Annotated in this window: 13 protein-coding genes; 6 read left to right on the top strand and 7 right to left on the bottom strand. The window is 56.6% G+C overall.

Annotation, left to right across the window (positions count from 1 at the left end; genetic code table 11):
- Positions 1–11: 11 nt before the first annotated feature.
- The 5 genes from bcsA to EDC52_RS12565 are packed head-to-tail and all read left to right on the top strand — an operon-like array spanning position 12 to position 10,253.
- Complete coding sequence (gene bcsA / locus EDC52_RS12585) at positions 12–2,117, top strand: UDP-forming cellulose synthase catalytic subunit (RefSeq protein WP_131865680.1); 2,106 nt, start codon at positions 12–14, stop codon at positions 2,115–2,117.
- Positions 2,118–2,132: 15 nt separating this feature from the next.
- The gene (gene bcsB, locus EDC52_RS12580) at positions 2,133–4,787 is read left to right on the top strand and encodes a cellulose biosynthesis cyclic di-GMP-binding regulatory protein BcsB (RefSeq protein ID WP_131865679.1); all 2,655 of its coding nucleotides are present in this window, start codon (positions 2,133–2,135) and stop codon (positions 4,785–4,787) included.
- A 49-nt stretch (positions 4,788–4,836) separates the two neighbouring features.
- A complete protein-coding gene (locus tag EDC52_RS12575) occupies positions 4,837–8,769 on the top strand; it encodes a cellulose synthase subunit BcsC-related outer membrane protein (RefSeq protein WP_131865678.1) in 3,933 nt (1,310 codons plus the stop codon).
- 1 nt (position 8,770) lies between these two features.
- On the top strand, positions 8,771–9,238 hold the full coding sequence (bcsD, locus tag EDC52_RS12570; protein ID WP_165911710.1) for a cellulose biosynthesis protein BcsD: 468 nt from the start codon (positions 8,771–8,773) through the stop codon (positions 9,236–9,238).
- A 13-nt stretch (positions 9,239–9,251) separates the two neighbouring features.
- Positions 9,252–10,253 carry a glycosyl hydrolase family 8 gene (locus tag EDC52_RS12565; RefSeq protein WP_131865676.1) on the top strand — a complete coding sequence of 334 codons (1,002 nt, stop codon included), beginning with the start codon at positions 9,252–9,254 and terminating at the stop codon, positions 10,251–10,253.
- 130 nt (positions 10,254–10,383) lie between these two features.
- Here EDC52_RS12565 and dppF read toward each other — a convergent pair whose 3' ends face one another.
- The 5 genes from dppF to dppA all read right to left on the bottom strand — a co-directional run bounded on the left by dppF (position 10,384) and on the right by dppA (position 16,121).
- Complete coding sequence (gene dppF, locus EDC52_RS12560) at positions 10,384–11,382, bottom strand: dipeptide ABC transporter ATP-binding subunit DppF (RefSeq protein WP_131865766.1); 999 nt, start codon at positions 11,380–11,382, stop codon at positions 10,384–10,386.
- A gap of 8 nt (positions 11,383–11,390) precedes the next feature.
- On the bottom strand, positions 11,391–12,371 hold the full coding sequence (dppD, locus tag EDC52_RS12555; RefSeq protein WP_131865675.1) for a dipeptide ABC transporter ATP-binding protein: 981 nt from the start codon (positions 12,369–12,371) through the stop codon (positions 11,391–11,393).
- Between the two features lie 10 nt (positions 12,372–12,381).
- A complete protein-coding gene (dppC, locus tag EDC52_RS12550) occupies positions 12,382–13,284 on the bottom strand; it encodes a dipeptide ABC transporter permease DppC (protein ID WP_131865674.1) in 903 nt (300 codons plus the stop codon).
- Positions 13,285–13,294: 10 nt separating this feature from the next.
- Complete coding sequence (gene dppB, locus EDC52_RS12545; protein ID WP_131865673.1) at positions 13,295–14,314, bottom strand: dipeptide ABC transporter permease DppB; 1,020 nt, start codon at positions 14,312–14,314, stop codon at positions 13,295–13,297.
- A gap of 199 nt (positions 14,315–14,513) precedes the next feature.
- Positions 14,514–16,121 (bottom strand): dipeptide ABC transporter periplasmic-binding protein DppA, encoded by a 1,608-nt coding sequence (dppA, locus tag EDC52_RS12540; protein ID WP_131865672.1) that lies wholly within the window; start codon positions 16,119–16,121, stop codon positions 14,514–14,516.
- Positions 16,122–16,792: 671 nt separating this feature from the next.
- On the opposite strand from dppA, the gene EDC52_RS20355 reads away from it, so the two are divergent.
- Positions 16,793–18,463 (top strand): methyl-accepting chemotaxis protein, encoded by a 1,671-nt coding sequence (locus EDC52_RS20355; RefSeq protein ID WP_196237765.1) that lies wholly within the window; start codon positions 16,793–16,795, stop codon positions 18,461–18,463.
- A 100-nt stretch (positions 18,464–18,563) separates the two neighbouring features.
- On the opposite strand, the gene EDC52_RS20350 is transcribed toward EDC52_RS20355, so the two are convergent.
- Together EDC52_RS20350 and EDC52_RS12525 are read right to left on the bottom strand one after the other, a co-directional pair.
- Complete coding sequence (locus EDC52_RS20350) at positions 18,564–20,219, bottom strand: methyl-accepting chemotaxis protein (protein WP_131865671.1); 1,656 nt, start codon at positions 20,217–20,219, stop codon at positions 18,564–18,566.
- 170 nt (positions 20,220–20,389) lie between these two features.
- Positions 20,390–21,118, bottom strand: a complete 729-nt coding sequence (locus EDC52_RS12525; RefSeq protein WP_131865670.1) for an RNA polymerase sigma factor FliA — start codon at positions 21,116–21,118, stop codon at positions 20,390–20,392.
- Positions 21,119–21,311 lie beyond the last annotated feature (193 nt).

The raw sequence follows: 21,311 nt of genomic DNA, 5'->3' as shown, positions 1-21,311 counted from the left end.
GGGCCATAACCATGAATAAATATATATTTTCACTACTATTATTGCTTTTGCTTCCGGTAGCGGTAGTGGTGGTTATCACGCCGATGGACAGCGAAAAACAATATATTTTTGGTCTGTTAAGCATTGGCCTGGCTCTGATGCTGGGACTGAGTAAAAGCCATTTCGTCAATGTGATAATGGTGGTGCTCTCATTCCTGATGTCTACTCGATATATCTATTGGCGCGCCACTGAAACCCTGCACTTTAATTCACTGATTGAAGCTTTTCTTGGCATCGGCCTGTTTATGGCTGAGCTTTATGCCTGGCTGATACTGGTATTTGGCTATCTGCAGACCACCTGGCCGCTGGAGAGAAAAATCGAGCCCATGCCGGAGGATACCTCGCTATGGCCGTCGGTAGACGTTTATATCCCAACCTATAATGAAAGCCTGGACGTGGTGCGCGATACCGTGCTGGCGGCACAATGCATCGATTATCCCCAGGATAAACTGAAAGTTTATATCCTGGATGACGGCAAGCGTGATGAATTTGCCTCCTTTGCCACGGGAGCCGGTGTCGGTTACATCACCCGCAGCGATAACAAACACGCCAAGGCCGGCAACCTTAATCATGCGATGACCCTGACCAAAGGCGAATACATCTGTGTTTTCGACTGTGACCATGTGGCCACTCGGGCGTTTTTACAAGCGACCGTCGGCAGTTTTCTTATCGATGACCGCCTGGCGCTGATTCAAACTCCCCACTACTTTTATTCCCGCGATCCCTTTGAACGTAACCTGTCCGCAGCCCGCCATATTCCTAATGAAGGGGCGCTGTTCTACGGCCCGGTACAAAAGGGCAATGATAACTGGAATGCGACCTTTTTCTGCGGTTCCTGCGCGGTAATCCGCCGCAGTGCGCTGGACGAGATCAATGGATTTGCGGTGGAAACCGTGACCGAGGATGCTCATACCGCGCTTAAACTGCAGCGCCTTGGCTGGAACTCGGCTTTCCTTTCTATTCCGCTGGCCGCTGGCTTGGCGACCGAGCGTCTCGGCCTGCATGTCATTCAGCGTATCCGCTGGGCAAGGGGCATGACGCAGATATTCCGTATGGATAATCCGCTGTTTGGCCGCGGACTGACCTGGCAGCAGCGGCTTTGCTATCTGAATGCAATGCTGCATTTTCAGTTCGGCCTACCGAGGGTGGTGTTCCTGACCGCACCGCTGGCTTATCTGCTGTTCAACCAGAATATTATCGCCTCCTCAGCCAGTACTATCTTCGCCTTTGTACTGCCGCATTTGTTTCTGGCCATTTATAACAACTCCCGCATGAACGGTCGTTATCGCTATACCTTCTGGGGCGAAATATATGAAACGGTCATGGCCTTTCATCTGGTGATACCGACGCTTATCACCCTTATTTCCCCTAAGCACGGCAAGTTCAATGTGACCGATAAAGGCGGCCTGCTGGATATGGGCTTCTTCGATTTTCACATTGTCAAACCACACCTGATCGTTGCCGTGCTGTTGGTCGCCGGGGTGATATCCGGCGCGGTGCGGATCTATTTGCATGATTATTACAATGTGGACATCAATGTTGTTCTGCTGAACGTCGCCTGGGCTTCATTGAGTTTTATTATCCTGCTGGCGGCGATTGCGGTTGCCAAGGAGACTCGCCAGGTCCGGAAAACCATTCGGGTAGACGTTAAAATTCCGGCAATTATCCATTACGCCAGCGGTATGTCTATTCGTACCGAAAGCCTGGATCTGTCGATGGGCGGGGTAAAACTGGTTACGCCGGACGACCGCTATAGCTATGATCAAATAGAAGAAGTCGAACTGCGCCTGCAGTCTGGCGGTGTGTGCATCCCGGTGAGCCTTATCGATGCCGGACCCGACGTGATTCGCTTGATGTTCGAGGAGATGCCGCTGGAAAAGCGCCGGGAGCTGGTAAGAGTCGTGCTGGCACGGGCCGATGCCTGGCTAGCGCCGCCTTATCCCAAGGACCGCCCGTTCCATTCTTTCGCCAGTATCGTCAGATGCGTATTTGAACTTTTTTACAATACCTGGAAAGAGCGGGGCCAAAGAAGAAAAAACGCCAAAGCCCGCAAAGCGGCTGAGACCACCCAAGGCTAACGGGAAATAATCAACATGCCATTGCATATCAGGAAGATTGTCGGCTTTTGCGGATTTATTGCGCTCTTGGGTGGTCTTTGCGGCCCGGCACAGTCACAGCCCGCCCCAGGCCGGGAGACTCCATCAAACGCAGCGCCGACCTACCGGTTACCGCCATTGCCTTCATCCATTGGCGAGGGTAACGCTGCGGCGGGTACGGCGCCGGCCCGGGGAGACCCGGCCCAGCAGATGTCTGCGGCTCAGACCGCGGCCCCATCCCCTGGCAATGCGCCCTTTGCCGCTACGCCTGCCGGCCAGCTACCCATGAATTATCCCTCGAATCAGAACCCTGCACCCGACCTGAACGTTGCACCCAACGGGACATCTGCGGCACCCGCCCAGAGTATCGCCCCCAACGGGACGTCTGCGGCACCCGCCCAGAATATCGCCCCCAACGGGCTGCCGTTTGACTTTCCCCCGCCGGTCATTCCAGTGGCCACGCCTGCCGCTGAGTCAGCTGCAGACAGCAGCCAACTGATGCTCAGCCCGGTGGTCGATGAAAATATTACCCTGTCGAACATGGGCCAGCCCAAGGGGCTGACCCTGAGCGGCGGCCAGCTTCAGTCGGGGATCACCTTTACCCTGCCCCGTGACCAGGTGGTGACGGCGGCGCGGCTTAACTTGCAACTGGAAGTATCGCCTGAACTGGCGGCCAGAGATACCAGCCTGCGCCTGATACTCAACGGCCAGGACCTGGGAACGGTGGCGCTGAATCAGGGTGCCGGCGCCGAAAACAGCTATGAGCTGGAGGTGCCGGCCGCCATGGTGGTCAGTAACAACAACCTCAGCTTCAGCGTCATTGATGAAAACGCCCTGCAGTGCGAACGGGACGCGTCAAACAAATACTGGGTCAATATAAACCCGGCAAGCCATATGCAGGTGACCAGCCAACTGCTGGATATCGGCCAGGATCTGGCGGCGTTTCCGCGACCGTTCTTCGACAAATTAAATATGAAGGATGCTTCGGTCGCTTTTGTTTTCAGCCAGGCGGTCAAGCCTGAAGCCGTGGAAGCGGCAAGCCTGGTGGCCTCGCACTTCGGCAAACTCGCCAGCTATCGCAGCATTGATTTTCCGGTTTTTATCGATGAGTTGCCATTGCAAAACGGCATTATTTTCGGCTTGCCGGGAGAACAGTTGGGCGGAATAACCCTTCCCCAGGTCGAGGGCCCGGCCCTGCAGATGATGGTAAATCCACAGAACCCAGTGTATAAGCTGCTGTTGGTTGTTGGCCGTAACGAAGCCGAACTGCGGCAGGCGGCTTATCGACTGGTGTCCTCGCCACTGCCGGCCAGGCAATCCTCGCTGCAGGTGCCTAAGCAGGATATCGGCCTGCGGCAGCCTTACGATGCGCCCAACTGGATTGACACCACCAAGCCTGTCACCTTGAAACAGCTGGCGGATGATATGGATAGCTTGATTTCAAACGGTATTTACCATGACGGCATCCGCGTTGGATTTCGTGCCGCGCCCGATTTATTTATGTGGGATGGCGATCATATTCCGGTCCATATCGAATACCGTTTCCCGACCGAAACCTGGATTGACGAAGATAATTCACAGCTGAATATTGCCCTTAACGGTACCTTCCTGCAGAACATGCCGGTTAACAAGCATGGGCTACTGGAAACCGTATGGCGTCAATTGGGAGGTGATACGCGCCAGGAGTCCTACACGCTGCAGTTGCAGCCCTACCTGATTTATGGCGACAATCAGATGGAGTTCTATTTCTCGCTCAAAGCCAAGCCGGATGCGCCCTGTAATCTGCTGATCAGCAATAATATCAAGAGCAGGATAGACCCAGACTCCTATATTGACCTTAGCGGCACTCATCACTTCTCGTTATTGCCAAATCTTTCCTATTATGTGGGGGCCTCTTTCCCGTTCAGCAGAATGGCTGATTTCTCACAGACCGTCATGGTGTTGCCGCCAAAGCCGGACGCCGCTGAAATCAGCACCCTGCTGTCGATGGCGGCCCGAGCCGGTAGCGCGACCGGCGTGACGCTGAATCATGTCCGGGTGCTGTTTGGTCTCCCGGGTACGCAGTCTGCCAGGCCCGCATTGGCGGAAAAAGACCTTCTGGTGGTTTCTTCCCTTAAGAACAGCCAATTTGTGCAGGACCTACTGGCGGATTCGCCCTATGAAATCCGTAATAATTTGCTGACGATAAAACCGGAAAAACTGCGGGACAAACTCAAAGGTTACCTTTTGGGCCGGTTTTTCCGCCAGGGCGTCGAGGCTGATCGCTACCTGGCATCAACCAGTGTCTGGCGGGGCTTCCTGAGCTATCAATCGCCCTGGGCCAGTAAACGAGTGGTGGTGCTGGCAACCGCCACCGAAAGCAATGAACTGGCGAAGCTGAACGTCGATTTGCGCACGTCCGCCATCAATGCCGGCATTCGCGGCGATATTGCGGTGATCAATAGCGAAAACGGCGTACGCAGCTTTACCGTCGGCAGCCAGTTCCCGAGCGGTGAAATGCCCTGGTATATGATGATTATCTGGTATGCCAACCAGCATATTATTGTGTTATCGATAACCGGCCTGTTTTTTGCGGTGATCATTGGCAGCTGTGTGTATGTATTGCTGGCGCGACATGCCGCCGGTCGTCTGGCAAATAGCGCCAACAAGTAACGATTTTCCGGTGATGAATTGCATGAATCGGCCACATGGGTAACACATTATGAAACGGGTTATAAAAAAAGACGTTAAAACGTTTTGCGCCGCGAGCCTGGCAGGACTTACGCTTATCTCAGGACTGGCTCAGGCTGCGGATAACAGCCCGGCGATAAATGCCCTGCTGACGCAGGCCACCTATTGGCATGAACGATCCCATGATGAACTGGCTCAGGAATCGCTGCAGAAAATACTGGCGGTAGACGAAAACAATGCCGATGCGCTCTACCTGCTGTCGCTTTATGCCCTACGCTCCGGCAAGCAGGCCGATGCGCTCAAATGGCGTCAGCGCTTTAGCGACGTGTCCCCCAATGACTCTCGACTGCAATCCCTGGAAAGCGCCAGCACCCTGCAGACCATTTCGCCGGCGCTGCTGGCCAATGTCCGCCAGTTATCAGCCCAGGGCAATACCGCCCGCGCCATTGAAGGCTATCGGGCGCTGTTTCAGGGCAAGCCGCCGATTGACAGTCTGGCGGTGGAATATTATGAAACCCTGGCCGGCATCCCGGCATCCCGCCCCCAGGCCATCGCCGGCTTAAGGGATCGCATCGCTCAACAGCCGCGGGATATCAGCGCTAAATTGGCGCTGGGCCGTATACTTAGCTATGAAGACAGCAGCCGTCGTGAAGGCATCACCCTGCTCACGTCGCTGGCCGCCAGCCATAAAGAAGCCGACAGTGCACTGCGACAGGCACTGCTGTGGATGTCTCCCCAGCCGGGCGATAAGGCGCTTTACGACAGCTTTATCCAGCGCCATCCTACCGATAGCGGCGTAATGCAGCATTTTCAGCAAAGTGTCGGCGGCGCTGAAAAAGGGGAAGGCTATACCGCGCTTAACAGTGGCGACACCGCCACGGCGCGCACCCGTTTCGAAAACGTGCTGACAGTCAATCCCAATGACGGCGATGCCCTGGCCGGCCTGGGCTACATTGCCATGCGCTCCGGCGATTTCACTACCGCCGAGAATTACCTGAACCAGGCGGTCAAACAGGGCGGTCCCAATAGCAGCCAATGGGCTGCGCTTGCCAAAGACGCTAAATTTTATGGCGACCTGGACAAAGCCAAAACCGCGGTTTCATCGGGTAATATTGATTCGGCCCTGGAGCTCAGCGCCCCCTTGGTTCAGGCCGACGGAGACAAAGGCGCGGCGGCATCGCTGTTCCGGGCCGATGTGCTGCGCCGCCGCGGCGATTTAAGCGGCGCTGAACAAACCTACCGCGGCGTGCTGGGCCGTGAAGCCGATAACGTGGATGCCAAACTTGGCCTCTATTACACCCTTCGCCAGGCCAACAAGAGCACCGAAGCCCAGCAACTGCTGCAGACGATCCCTCGGGACAAACGCCCGCCGTTGTCTGCGGGTGGGGTAAATGTAGATCCCTTGCGCCGGCAGGCAGGCCAGGCACTGCAGGCTAATGATCCGCTGCGGGCAATGAACCTTTTGCAACAGGCCCTGGAAAAACAGCCCAGCAATATCTGGGTCAAGCTGGACATGGCACGCCTCCTGCAAAAGCAGGGAGACAGTGCCCAGGCGCAGTCCCTGATGGCCTCGATATCACCCCGTGGCGCGCCGGCGGATAACCTGTACGCGGCGGCGTTGTTTGCCAGTGAAACCAACCGCTGGGCATCGGCATCCCAGTTATTATCCTCTATTCCTGAAAGCCGGCGTAATCGGGCTATGCGCTCGCTGGCGGCCAGGGTCAGGTTTAATGAGCAGATGACCAGCGCAGAGCAATATATCCGCCAGGGTAACCGCAATGCAGCGCTCAATACGCTGCGAGCCTTGGCTCAAACGCCGCCATCGGCGCCCTCCGACATCGGCAACCTGGCGCATAATCTGCAGCAGTTGGGCGATGAAACCACCGCCCTGGAGCTGATACGGAATAATCTGCGCTCAGGCATCAAAGGCACCGCCAATGAGTATGCCGCTCAGGTCGGCGTGCTTACCCAGGCTGGGCTTACCGCTGAGGCCGAAGCCATTTTGAACAATCCCTCGATTGCGGCAACGACTACCCCGGCGGAGCTGAGCCGCTTGCGCCAGGGTGCGGTCATCAATCAGGCGGATGAATTGCGCGAGCGCGGCCAGTTTGCCGCCGCCTACGATAAACTGATCGTCGCTCTGCAAAACGATCCACAGAATGCCGATTTGATGCTGGCGATGGCCAGGCTTTATCAGTCGGGCAAAATGGACGATCAGGCAGCCAAAGTCTATGACTATGTGATGGTGCGCGATCCGAACAACCAGGATGCCCGTGCCGGCGCGATCAATGCCGCGCTGGCGCAGGGTGATGTCAGCCGGGCGCGTCAGCTCACGGCGGGCCTCAGCGGACCGCGTTCGGTGGACCGGATGATCCTGGAAGCCCGCGTTGCCGAAGCCGAAGGCGATCACAGCCAGGCGCTGGCCTTGTTACGCTCAGCCAAAGGCCGGGTGATTGGCATGAACGCCGGCGGCGGCGGTAATGGCGCGCCGGTGGTGGGCGGACTTGAGAGCGCCGATAACCCGTTTATCAATAAATCGACGCCGGCACAAACCGCGCGTACTGCCTCGACTTACGGTACTGTCCTGCCATGGCAACGCACCGACCGACCGACCGCCCTGCCGTTGACCGGGATGTCGCTGGCCGCGGTAGAAACCCCGGAAAGCCGTACTCTGAAACAAATCAATGATCTGCTGGATCAGGTTCAGGAACGCACCGCCACCTGGACCCAAGGGGCCGTTGCCATCCGCAGCCGCGATGGTGAAAGCGGGCTGAGCAATCTGACCGAAATCAAAGCGCCGCTGGAGCTGTCGGGGGTGCCGTTTGACAGCGCACGTCTCAAACTGTCGGTGACGCCGGTATCGCTGGACTCAGGCTCGTTCAGCGGCACCTCCAGCAATCGTTTTGGCAGCGGAGCGCTGCAGCAGGCCAGGATGGTAGAGTCCGCCACCGCTGCGGCCGAGGCAACGGCGGGCGCCACCACCTCTACCACCACCACCTCTACCACCGTAAATGCCGACGGCACCACCAGCACCACCACGACGACCACCTCCAGCACCACCACCGATGTGGCGGCCATCAATCCGTCTGATTACGTGGCCGATGCTTCCGGCGCACAGAAGGCCTCCGGCGCTGAGGTCAATCTTTCCCTCAGCGGCGACAGCTATAAAGGCGATATCGGCACCACCCCGTTGGGTGAGGATCTGACCTCGCTGGTCGGCGGCCTGCAGTGGTCGCCTTCCCTGTCCAACTTCAGCAAACTCATTTTTACCGCCGAGCGGCGGGCAGTGACCGACAGCCTGCTGTCGTATGTTGGCACCCTGGACCGATTAAGCGGCAAACGCTGGGGCCAGGTGACCAAAAACGGCGGCAGTATCCAGTACGCCTATGATGACGGCGATGCCGGTCTTTACGCCGGCATCGGCGGCTATAGCTATCTGGGCGAAAATGTTCCCGGCAATACCGGCATCACTTCGTCGGCGGGTTTCTACGTGCGTCCCTATCGTGATACCAACAGTGAAGTCAAAACCGGTATCAACGTGACTTTTATGGACTACAGTAAAAACCTGAGCTACTACAGCCTCGGTCAGGGCGGGTATTTCAGCCCGCAGAACTACATCAGCGTGTCATTACCACTGGATTACACACAAAAATATGATGACTGGAATCTGACCGTTGGCGGTTCAGTCGGCTATCAGTCCTACTCTCAGGACAAGAGCGCCTTCTTCCCCAACAATCCGGATTTGCAGGCGGATATGGAGCGGATGGTCGCCAGGGGTTATGCCGAATCAGCCTACTATGACGCCAGCAGCCAAAATGGCGTCAGCTACAATGTTCATGCCAACGGCAGCTACCAGATTAATCCCAGGATGAGCATCGGCGGCCAGGTAGGCTATGACACCTTCGGCGATTATTCGGAAAGCACCGCACAGGTTTTCTTTAAATATCTATTGGGTGGTAAATAAAATGGATGATACTCACCAGCTTGACTACTATCGGCGGCGGCAGTATGTGCCGGGATGGCATGATGTGGTCGAGATCATGATTGCCGGCATCGCTGAAAATGCCGGCGATGAAGACCGCCGACAGTTCCTGAATATGGTCGGTAGCCGCTTGGCTGAACGCTTTACGCTGCAGGCTGCCGATACCGTCGGCACCCTGGAAGACGCGATCAATCGGCTGTGGGCGGATTTTCACTGGGGCTATGTCCGCCTGCAGCCGGCAAGCCATGCCCTGGCTTTTCAGCATTACGCTTTCCCCAACGCGCCAGAAGGCGCTGATATATCCCAATGGATTGCAGGGCTGGCGGCTATACTGGAAGGAGCATATGCTCAATGGCTGCTGGCACAGGGGGGCCAACAGCATGTTGTGTTGCGTTGGCAGCAGGATAGCGCCGAGGGAGTGATGACATTCACTTATCAAAATAACCCCTGAGGACTTACCTATCATGGTTTCCGCCCACAGATTAGCGATATGTTTTGCATTAGCTTTGGCGCTGCTTACCGGTGCCGTACAGGCGGAAAGTGCCGGCTGGCAACAATACAAAAGCCGTTTCATGATGCCTGAGGGCCGTATCATTGATACCGGCAATCACAATGTCAGCCATACTGAAGGCCAGGGATTCGCCCTGCTGCTGGCCGTGTATAACGACGATCGCGCCGCCTTCGACAGCCTGCTCAACTGGACCAATAAAACGCTTTATCGCAAGGATGTCGGGCTCTATGCCTGGCGTTATGACCCTACCGGCAAGCCGCCGGTGACCGATAAGAATAACGCGTCCGATGGCGATACGCTGATTGCCTGGGCGCTGCTGTTGGCCGGTGACAAATGGCAGCAGCCGAGTTATACCAAAGCATCCGAAAAGCTCCAGACCGCCATCGCCAAGCATAATGTGTTCAGCTTTGCCGGCTACACCATCATGCTGCCGGGCATGTACGGCTTTAATCGTAACAGCTACCTGACGCTGAATCCCTCCTACTTCATGTTTCCGGCCTGGCAAGCGTTTTATCAGCACAGCCACCTCAAGGTCTGGAAAGACCTGGATACCGATGGCCGCAAGCTGTTGTCCCAGATGCGCTTTGGCGCGCCCAAGCTGCCGACCGACTGGGTGAGGCTGCTCGCCGACGGCACGCTTTCACCCTCCGATGGCTGGCCGTCACGTTTCAGTTTCGATGCGGTGCGTATCCCGCTGTACCTTAACTGGGGCAACAGCAACCCGCCTGAGCTGGGCCCCTATGTCGCCTACTGGCGGCAATACGACCGGCTGAGTACGCCGGCATGGGTGGATGTACTGACCGGCGCCAAGCCGGACTACACGCTGCCGCCAGGCCTGCTGGCCATCAGGGACGCTACGTTGTCAGACAAAGCGCAGATAACCGATACCCTGGCGCCCAATGAAGATTATTATTCCTCCAGCCTCCACCTGCTGGCCTACTGGTCGATTCGCTGAACCGCAGACAAAAAAAGCCGGAGTGGCCGCCAGGCAAAAAAAAGCCGGAGTGGCCGCCAGGCAATGAGCTTGCGTCAACAAGGGCTTCATCTCCTGACCGTCTCCGGCTTGATGGCTGTGGTGGCGTGGCTTATCCTTGCTGCTGTTTTTCATCCTGATCAACGGCAAAACAGGCCACCAGCTGGTCGCCATAACGCTTAAGCTGAGGCTGCAGTTCGGTACAGCTGCCGAAGCGCCGGCGGCAACGGGCATTAAAAGCGCATCCCGGCGGCGGGTTCATCGGGCTGGGCAGCTCGCCGGTCAGCTTGATCCGCTCGCGCCGCAAATCCGGGTTCAGGCGCGGTGTGGCTGATAGCAGAGCCTGAGTATAGGGGTGGCGTGGGTTATTGAAAATAGCTTCCTTGCTGCCTTTCTCAACGCAGCGCCCCAGGTACATCACCATCACTTCATCGGCAATGTGTTCAACCACGGACAAATCGTGGGAAATAAACACATACGACAGCCCCAATTCTTCTTGCAGGTCCATCATCAGGTTCAGCACCTGGGCCCGGACCGAGACATCCAGCGCAGACACCGGTTCGTCGGCGATAACCACATCCGGGTTGAGCATCAGCCCGCGGGCGATGGCGATACGCTGGCGCTGGCCACCGGAAAACATATGCGGGTAGCGGTCGTAATGCTCGGTCTTGAGGCCCACTTTGGCCATCATGGCCAGCGCTTTCTCGCGGCGTTCGGCTCGGCTAAGCTGGGTATTGATCTGCAGCGGCTCTTCCAGGATCTGACCCACTTTTTTACGCGGGTTAAGCGATCCGTAAGGATTCTGGAACACAATCTGGATCTTCTGCCGACGCAGGTGCTCAGCGGTCTGATCCGGCTTTAACAAATCCTGCCCCAGATAATACAGTTCACCGCCGGTGGGCGCTTCAATCATGGTCAGCAGCCGGCCAAGAGTCGACTTGCCGCAGCCGGACTCGCCGACCACCGCCAGGGTTTTACCGCGTTCAAGGGTAAAGGATACGCCATCCAGCGCTTTGACCAGCTGTTCAGGCTTGAACAGGCCCTTCTTGACCGGATAGTGTTTTTTCAGATCTACCGCATGCAGCAAGGCGGTGGATTTGGGATCGCTCATTACGTGACTCATCGGGTCGGTCTCCCGGCATCATCCAGTGGGTAGTGGCATTTTGACTGACGGTCGGGGATCTGCCGCAGTTCGGGCTCAACCTGACGGCAGGTATCGGTCGCATAGGGGCAGCGCGGATTGAGCAGGCAGCCGTTCGGGCGGTCGTATTTTCCCGGCACCGTGCCGGGCAGCGACGCCAGGCGCGACTTATCGGTCGCGAACTCCGGCAGGGCGCGCAGCAGCGCCTGGGTATAAGGATGGCGCGGCGCACGGAAAATTTCGGTCGCTTTGCCCGCTTCCACGACCTGGCCGGCATACATCACAATGATGTGGTGGGCCGCTTCGGCGACCAACGCCAGATCATGGGTAATCAGCACCAGCGCCATATTTTCGCGCTGCTGCAGCTCAAGCAGCAGCTCGATTATCTGCGCCTGGATAGTCACATCCAGCGCGGTGGTCGGCTCATCGGCAATCAGCAGTTTCGGACGGCAGGCGATGGCCATGGCGATCATTACCCGCTGGCTCATACCGCCGGACAGCTGGTGGGGATAGACATCCAGCCTGGAGGCCGGATCGGGAATACCGACCAGCGTCAGCAAATCAATCGCCCGCTGGCGCCGGGTGCGGCGATTACCGCCCTGATGCACTTTGATGGCTTCCATTATCTGATAGCCCACGGTGTAACAGGGGTTCAGGCTGGTCATCGGATCCTGGAAAATCATCGCAATGTCGGCGCCGATCAGCTGGCGACGTTCCTGGGACGATATTTTCTGTAAATCACGTCCATTGAACACCAGATTATCGGCCATCACTTTGCCGGGATAATCAATCAATCCCATGATGGCCAACGAACTGACCGATTTACCGGAGCCGGATTCACCCACGATCCCCAGTACCTGGCCTTGCTCGACCGAATAGCTGATGCGGTCCACTGCGCGGAAGGGGGTGCCTTCATCGCCAAAATGGACCGAAAGTTTATCTATGGTTAATAACGCCATTGCTTCCTCGTTACTGCTTGAGTTTGGGGTCGAGGGCGTCACGCAGGCCGTCCCCCATCAAATTAAAGGCTAAAACGGTGAGCAGGATAATGACGCCGGGGAAGGTCACTACCCACCAGGCGCTTTGCGCAAACTGCAGCACATCGGCGAGCATCGTGCCCCACTCCGGTGTCGGCGGTTGCGCGCCCATGCCCAGGAAGCCCAGCGCGGCCATATCAAGAATAGCGTTGGAGAAGCCCAGCGAGGCCTGCACGATAAGCGGTGCCAGGCAATTAGGCAGAATATTGATAAACATCTGCCGCAGCGGGCCTGCGCCGGCCACGCCTGAGGCGGTGACATAGTCGCGGTTGACCTCGCCCAGCACCGCAGCACGGGTCAGACGGACATAGTGCGGCAAGGCGACGAAAGTCAGCGCCAGCGAGGCGTTGATAATCGAGGGGCCGAAGATGGCCACCAGCACCAGCGCCAGCAGCAGGCTGGGCAGCGCCAGCATGATATCGACGATACGCATGATGATGATATCGACCATGCCGCCGAGGTAACCGGCAATCAGGCCGAAAATAACGCCGAATACCAGCGACAGCGCGACCACCAGACAGCCGACCAGCAAGGACAGCCGGGCGCCGTACATCAATCGGGTCATGATATCGCGGCCGACATCGTCGGTGCCGAGCACAAACTGCCAACTGCCGCCGTCCATCCATACCGGTGGACGCAGCAATGCTTCGCGGAACTGTTCTGCCGGGCCGTGAGGAGCCAACACGCCCGCGCCGATGGCAATCACGAACATCAGGACAATGTAAACCAGGCCGACAACCGCGCCTTTATTACGTTTAAAATAGTGCCAGAACTCCTGCAGCGGGGTCATGGGCTTGGGTGCGCCGGTCACGGCCGGCTCGGTAACGTGAGTCATGTTCCGTTCCCTATTTCTTATGGCGAATGCGCGGGTTTACCACGCCGTAGAGCACGTCAACCAGCAGGTTGACCACGATAATCATCGTGGCGACCAGCAGCACGCCTCCCTGCACCACCGGATAGTCACGGCGCTGCAGGGCCTCAATCAGCCAGCGGCCCAAGCCAGGCCAGGAGAAAATGGTTTCCGTCAGGATAGCGCCGGCCAGCAAAGTGCCGACCTGCAGCCCGATAACCGTCACCACCGGCAGCAAGGCATTGCGCAGGGCGTGGACGATTATCACCCGCATCCGGCTCAGCCCTTTGGCGCGCGCAGTGCGGATATAATCTTCGCTCAGCACCTCCAGCATCGCCGAACGGGTCATACGTACGATAACCGCCAGCGGGATAGTGCCCAGCACCACTGCCGGTAATATCATGTGCATGACCGCATCGAGGAAATCACCGGATTCTCCCCAGAACAGGGTATCAATCAGCATAAAGCCGGTCAGTGGCAGAGTGTCGTCCAGAAACACCGTATCGCCGACCCGGCCGGACACCGGCGTCAGGTTAAGATGCACCGACACCAGCATAATCAGCATCATCCCCCACCAGAAAATCGGCATCGAATAGCCGGTCAGCGAAATACCGACCGCCGTATGGTCAAATATTGACCCGCGCTTGACCGCCGCCAGTACCCCCACCGGGATCCCCAGCAGGACGGCGAAGATCATCGCACAGATGCCGAGTTCAAGCGTTGCCTGGAAGCGGGGAACGAACTCCTGCCATACCGGAATACGGCTCTTGAGCGAAATGCCCAGGTCACCCTGCAGCACGCCGACCAGATAATTGAAGTATTGCTGATAGAGCGGTTTATCCAGCCCCATCTGCGCCATGATTTCAGCATGGCGCTCGGGAGAAATGCCCCGTTCGCCAGCCATGATAAGTACCGGGTCGCCCGGGATCATGTGGACGAAAGCGAACGTCAGCAAGGTAATGCCAATAAACGTCGGGATAACCAATCCCAGACGTCGGAGTATGAACTGCAACATATTCCGAACTCTCTGTTTCTGTATATAATTTTCCCAAACGCCACCGGCGTTCGGGATCTTTTTACGCTCACATCTTCTGGATGGTCCCCCCGGTCATCGCTGGCGCGATGCCTCGCCGGTGCGGCACCGGCGATACTCCCGCCCCCGCTGGTGGTCAGAGGGAGCTCCCTGAAGGGAAAATGGGGGGAAAAACGTATCTTTAGTCTATAGATACATTTTCGAAATGATGTTTACCGAGTGGATCAACCACATAACCCTTCACTTCCTTGCGCACCGGCTCAAACACCGTCGAGTGGGCAATAATCAACGCTGGCGCCTGATCATGCATCACCACCTGCGCCTGTTTGTAAAGCTCAATGCGCTTGTTGTGATCCGAGGTGCTGCGCGCCGGCTGGATCAAGTCTTCGAACGGCTTGGAGCACCATTTAGAGTAGTTGGAACCCTGCTTGGCGGCATCGCAGCTGAACAGGGTAGCCAAGAAGTTATCCGGATCCCCATTGTCGCCGGTCCAGCCCATCATCACCGTCTGATGTTCGCCGGCTTTGGCGCGCTTGAGGTATTCGCCCCACTCGTAGCTGACGATCTTGGCCTTGACGCCCACTTTAGCCCAGTCGGACTGGATAAGTTCGGCCATGCGGCGGGCGTTAGGGTTGTAAGGACGCTGAACCGGCATCGCCCACAGATCAATGCTGAAACCATCAGGCAGGCCGGCTTCTTTCAGCAGCGCCTTGGCCTTGGCCGGATCATAGGCATAATCCTGCACGGCATCGTTATAGCCCCACATGGTCGGCGGGATCAGGTTCTTGGCCGGCTGGCCAGCGCCCTGATAGACCGCATCGATGATGGCGGCTTTATTGACCGCCAGCGACAGCGCCTGACGGACCTTGACGTTATCCAGCGGTTTTTTCTCAACGTTATATGCCAGGTAGCCAACGTTCAGCCCCGGCTGTTCCATCAGATTGATGGTGTTGTCTTCTTTCATCCGCGCCAGATCGGCCGGGTTGGGGAACGGCATCACCTGGCATTCGTTTTTCTGCATCTTGGCATAACGTACCGAGGCATCCGGGGTAATGGAGAATACCAGGCGATCGATTTTGGCCTTGGTGCCCCAGTAGCCTTCAAACGCTTTGTACAGGATGCGCGAATCTTTCTGATACTGCAGCAGCTGGAACGGGCCGGTACCGACCGGATTGAGGTCGAATTTTTCCGGCGTGCCGGCTTTGAGCATTTTATCGGCATATTCGGCTGACATGATCGAGGCAAAGTCCATCGCCAGGTCGGCCAGGAAAGGCGCTTCTTCACGGGTCAGGGTAAAGCGCACGGTGTGGTCATCCACTTTATCGATACTGCTGATAAGCTCGCCCATGCCCATGCCTTCAAAGTATTCGTAGCTGCCGCCAGACACTTTATGGTAGGCGTTGCCTTCATCTTTCTGGCGCATAAACGAGAAGATCACATCGTCGGCGGTCAGTTCGCGCGTCGGTTTGAAATCCTTGCTGTCCTGCCACTTGACGCCTTTACGCAGGTGGAAGGTATAGGTTTTACCGTCGTCGCTGATATCCCATTTTTCCGCCAGGCCCGGCTCGATTTCAGTGGTGCCCAACTTGAACTCGACCAGCCGGTTGAAAACAGGCACTGAACTGGCGTCAAACGTCGTCCCTGAGGTAAACAGTTGCGGGTTAAAACCTTCAGGAGACCCTTCAGAACAATAGACCAGGGTTTTGGCCTGGACACTGGCGGCCACGGCTAACGCGGCCAGGCTGATACCGACCTTCAGGACTCCTGATCTGGTCAAGGAGATTGTCATCTTTCTGCTCCACTGTGTGATGTGATGTGATGTTGTCCGGCCAGACGCTGTTTTTATTTTTGCGGCGGTCTTTACCGGCTGCCTTGCGGCGTCAGAATAGCGAGGGGGAAGAATAATATCCGATGACAGTCTCCGGTATGGAAACGCAGCGGACAGCGTAATGATCGTTTGGCAACAATCCTACAATCCCTTGCCTCCCTAACTTCCGAGGCTCCCAATTTGGCAACAGTTTGTCTTAACGTCAATATAACCAGTAGGGATTTACAAAATAGATGAAGCTCGCCAAACAGGGGGATTATCCAGGCCACAGGCCGATAAAAAGCACGATCGCCGCTTGGGTTAAATACCAATTGACATATTTCACTGAATTTAGGAATACATACAGACTTATTTACTAAAAGATAAATTTGAAAATATTCATTCTAGCGATGATTTAATGAACGGTTATTGCAGCCGAATCGGTAAAAACAGGCAATAATGCTGGTTAGTTTGCCGGAAACCGCCCAGTTCGGCCAAAAATCTGCCTGTCTTAAGGCAGCATCTGCCAGTCATAACCTGATGTTATGACAAATTTGGCCGCGGTTTCATTGCGTCCATCGGTAAACTTTTTATAACTCTCGCCGATAACCCTAGCAAGTCCTCATTTAATGTTTAATTTGCTGGCGGAAATCATGTTTAAAATCCAAAAAATAGCAACCTCCATCACCCTTACCCGGTTAATTTTCTTTTTGATTGTGCTTATTTTGGCAGTCCTGAATATCACTGATTCTTATCAGAGCGTTAAATCGTTTGATACCACCGCATTGATGGCCCAGAGGAATAGCCTGCTGCATACCGCCATCGTTGCCCGGATGAACGCCAGGTCCGATGTGTCGGAAACCGTATTGATGACCAATTTAACGCCGGCAGAGCGTGAAGAACGGTATCAGGAGGCAATGGCCAACCTGGCTGAAGCCGAAGCGCCGATGAAAGCATTTACCCTCGGACAATCTATTTCCCCCCGAGGCCAAGTGCTGAGTCAGGAACTGGGCCGCGCGTTTACCGCATTATATGACTTCATTCATGCCGATGTGACCACGCTGCGCCATAGCGTGGCGCTGGATAAAAGTAATGAACAGCGTTATCAGGTGGTGAGGGAAGATTTTGATAACCGGGTTGAGCAGTATCAGCAGTACACCGCCCAACAAATAATCGCTATGCGCGACGGTTCAGATAAGCAGTTCAAGACCAATATGCTGATTACCCTGTGTATGCTCACCGCCATGACGCTTATCAGCCTGTACAGTCACCGATCGTTGCGCCTCAACCTGTTCCGCCGCCTGGAACTGGCCGGTAATCACTGCCGTATCATCGGCAAAGGCAATCTGGTGACGCCGATTGAGGTGGGGAAGGCTGATGAAATCGGCATTATGCTGACCGAACTTGCGGCGATGCAGCATTCGCTGACCGCCACCGTCAGTAACGTCAGGCAGAGTGCGGAGAGTATTCATCTCAGCGCCCAGGAAATCGCCATGGGCAATAACGACCTGTCTTCACGCACCGAGCAGCAGGCCTCCGCCCTGCAGCAGACCGCCGCCAGCATGGAGCAGCTCAAGATCACTGTTAAACACAATGCGGAAAATGCCCAGCATGCCAATCAGCTGGCGGTCAATGCCAGGGACATTGCCCGCGACGGCGGTCACGCGGTGCATCGGGTGGTGGAAACCATGCAGCAGATAACCGCCAGCTCGCGGCAGATTGCCGAGATCAACCGGGTGATGGACGGCATCGCGCATCAAACCAATATCCTGGCGCTGAATGCGGCGGTCGAGGCGGCGCGCGCCGGTGAGCAGGGGCGCGGCTTTGCGGTGGTCGCCAGCGAAGTGCGCAACCTGGTCAAACGCAGCGCCGATGCGGCTAAAGAGATCCAAACCCTGATTGATGATTCGGTGCACAAGGTCGGCGTCGGCTCGACCGAGGCCGGCGAAGCCGGCAAGATTATGCAGCAGATCATTCAGTCGGTGACCCAGGTCAGTGACCTGATTGATGAAATCAGCCTGGCATCGGATGAGCAGAGCATCGGCATTGCTCAGATTTCTCAGGCGGTTAACGAGATGGACACCGTCACCCAGCAGAATGCCTCATTGGTGGAAGAGTCGGCGGCGGCAACCACCGGGCTTGAGGAACAGGCCCAGCATCTGAATGTATCAGTGTCTATTTTTACCGTCGATGCCGCCGCGCAGAAACAGCGGCTGATGCTGGCTAATGGCCCCTCGGCCGAGGGCAAATCACTGACCTCAACCGCTGCTCCACGCCGGCAGGTCGCCGGCGCACCGTTCACCGGCCATAATCAGCGCCGATAAAAAAAGCGGGCCTTAAGGCCCGCCTGGTAACCGCATTATCGGCAAGCTGCAAGCAGCAAACTCGCCGGTAAATTATCCCCCCGCATTGTCAGCTAGCCCTTCAGAAAAACTCCCACTGGTCTTTATCCTTCTTACCGACGGCGGCCATATCACCCAGCGGCGGGGCGATAGCTTTGGTCGCCTGCCGCTTGATGGCCGGTTGATCCTGGGGTTGCCCGACAACAAAAATCGATACCGCCGCGTTCAGATGGTGCGCCTGTTCCTCGAGGCCCATCGCCGCCGCGGCCGATTCTTCCACCAATGAGGCATTCTGCTGGGTGACGGTATCCATCTCATTCACCGCCTGGGAGATTTGGGATATACCGATGCTCTGTTCATCCGATGCCAGGGTGATCTCCTTGATAATCTCGCTCACCTGGGTCACCGACTGCACAATCTCCTGCATGGTTTTACCCGCATCGCTGGCCTGAGCTGAGCCGACCACCACCTTCTGCACCGAATCCTCAATCAGGGAGTGGATCTCCTTGGCGGCATCGGCGCTGCGCTTGGCCAGATTACGCACTTCGCTGGCGACCACCGCAAAGCCGCGCCCCTGCTCACCGGCGCGCGCCGCCTCGACCGCCGCATTCAGCGCCAGGATATTGGTCTGGTTGGCGATGCCATCGATCACCCGATTGATATCGGCGATTTTGCGCGAACTGGCGGCTATCTGCTGCATGGTATCGACCACCTGCTGCACCGCCTCGCCGCCGTTGCTGGCGGTATCGCGGGCGTTCATCGCCAGTTGATTGGCGTGATGGGCATTCTCCGCATTCTGCTTAACGGTGATTTTCAGCTGTTCCATGCTGGCGGCGGTCTGCTGCAGGGCGGAGGCCTGCTGCTCGGTGCGCGACGACAAATCATTATTGCCGGCAGAGATTTCCTGCGAGCTAAGATAAATCTGTTCAGCGCTCTGCCTCACATTGCCGACAGTGCTGGTCAGCGATTTCTGCATACCGGCCAGTTCATTGAGCATCACACCGATTTCATCCGGGTGGCCAACCTCGATAGGGGTAATCAGATTGCCGTGGGAGATAATGCGGCAGTGCTCGCCGGACTCATTGAGACGGCGGAATAATCCTTTACGCAGTGAAAAATGGGAGTACGTGGCGATCAACACCATGGCAAGGACGATACTGATAACCAATCCGATATTGAAAATATATTGACTGTGGGCATTCTTGAGTGTCTCTTTAGCCCTCACCGTGGCCGTTTTGTGAATATCCATCATCACTTCTTCAAAGCCGTTGGCAGCAGCTTGATAGTTTTGGTAATCGTTGGCTGCCAGGCGGCCGGTTTTAACCAGCGTGTCCAGGCTTTGTTGTAGAAAGCCAAACAGGCGTTTATACACGGCCTCAATCTGGCTACTACGGGCTTTAGCGGCATCGCTATCAAGAAAATCGCCAGTCATGTAGTTATCCATCACCCGTTGAGCATGATCGATAGCCCGCTGCGCCGCCTGTCGGATTTTCTCTTTTTCATCCGTACCGAGACCGGGCTGCAGGGAAAGCTGATAAGTCTCCCCCCTGGCCTTAAGGTGACTTGATTCCATTTCCCTGAATACTTGGGTCCGTTGATAGCGATTATCGGTCGATCCAATAGTCTTAAGGCTTTTACTGGACTCGACGATATTGACCACCGAGACCAGTAGAATAAACAAAAAGAAGATGGCCCGAATGAAAATAATAGAAGAAGCGATTTTAAAATGATTATACATATAGCCTGCCAGCGCGCGCGTTGGAAAATGGGATGTCCTTAGCTGTATATCGGCCGGGCTTGAGAATGGTTTAGCGTCAGTGCAGAAAATCGCCGGCTCAACCGCTGATTAAGCGTGACGGCCACCATCGCGCCGGCTGGGCGCGTGATGATGATAACCGGAATGAAGAGTCAGGCGTGGGACTGCAGGCGTGCGCGCAGGCGATTGACCGCCTGGCTGTGAAGCTGGCTGACGCGGGATTCGCCGACCCCCAGAATACTGCCGATTTCCTTGAGGTTAAGCTCCTGCTGATAGTAGAGGTTGAGCACCAGTTGCTCCCGGCTGGGCAGCAGGCCGATTTCCCGGGCTACCCGCTGGCGCAGGCCGCTTTGCAGTAGCTGCTGCAGCGGTCCTTGCTGGACCAGCTCTTCACCGGATACCTCGACCGTTTCACCCTGCTCCTCCAGCATCTCATCCAGCGAAAACAGCTGACTGGAGTTGTTGTCCTGCAGCATTTTCTGATAGTCGGCCAGCGACACATCCAGCTCTGCCGCCACCTCGGTCTCGCTGGCCGAGCGCCCGAGCCGCTGCTCTACCCGCTGCATGGCGGCCGATATCTGCCGGGCATTGCGGCGTACGCTGCGCGGCACCCAGTCCCGTTCACGCAGCTCATCCAGCAGCGCCCAGCGGATCCGCTGGGTAGCATAGGTGGTAAAGCTGGCGCCCTGCTGGGGATCATAGCTGTCGGCCGCCGCCAGCAGGCCGATGCCCCCGGCCTGGATCAGGTCGTTTAGCTCAACACTGGCCGGCAGGCGGGCCTGCAGACGCAGCGCCTCATGGCGCACCAGCGGGGCATATTGCAGCCAGATGGCATCCTTGTCGGCGACCACGCCCGCTTCTGTATATAAGCTTTTTAACATAATTTGCCCCGGCAGCATTGCATTAGGGCGTATTATCCCGTGCAGCACCGCCGGCAATCGGCGGATAAAAGGCTGGGATAACCGCTATTTCGCTGACTGCCGGCCGGCGGCCAACCATAAAAAAACCCCGGAAACCGGGGTTTGGATGCTAAACGGGTCTGCCAGGCGACGCCGTGGCAACCTGCTGAGGCGA

It is taken from the genome of Biostraticola tofi (genome assembly GCF_004343195.1).
Taxonomy (GTDB): domain Bacteria; phylum Pseudomonadota; class Gammaproteobacteria; order Enterobacterales; family Enterobacteriaceae; genus Biostraticola; species Biostraticola tofi.
This window is presented reverse-complemented; position numbering and strand designations above follow the sequence as displayed.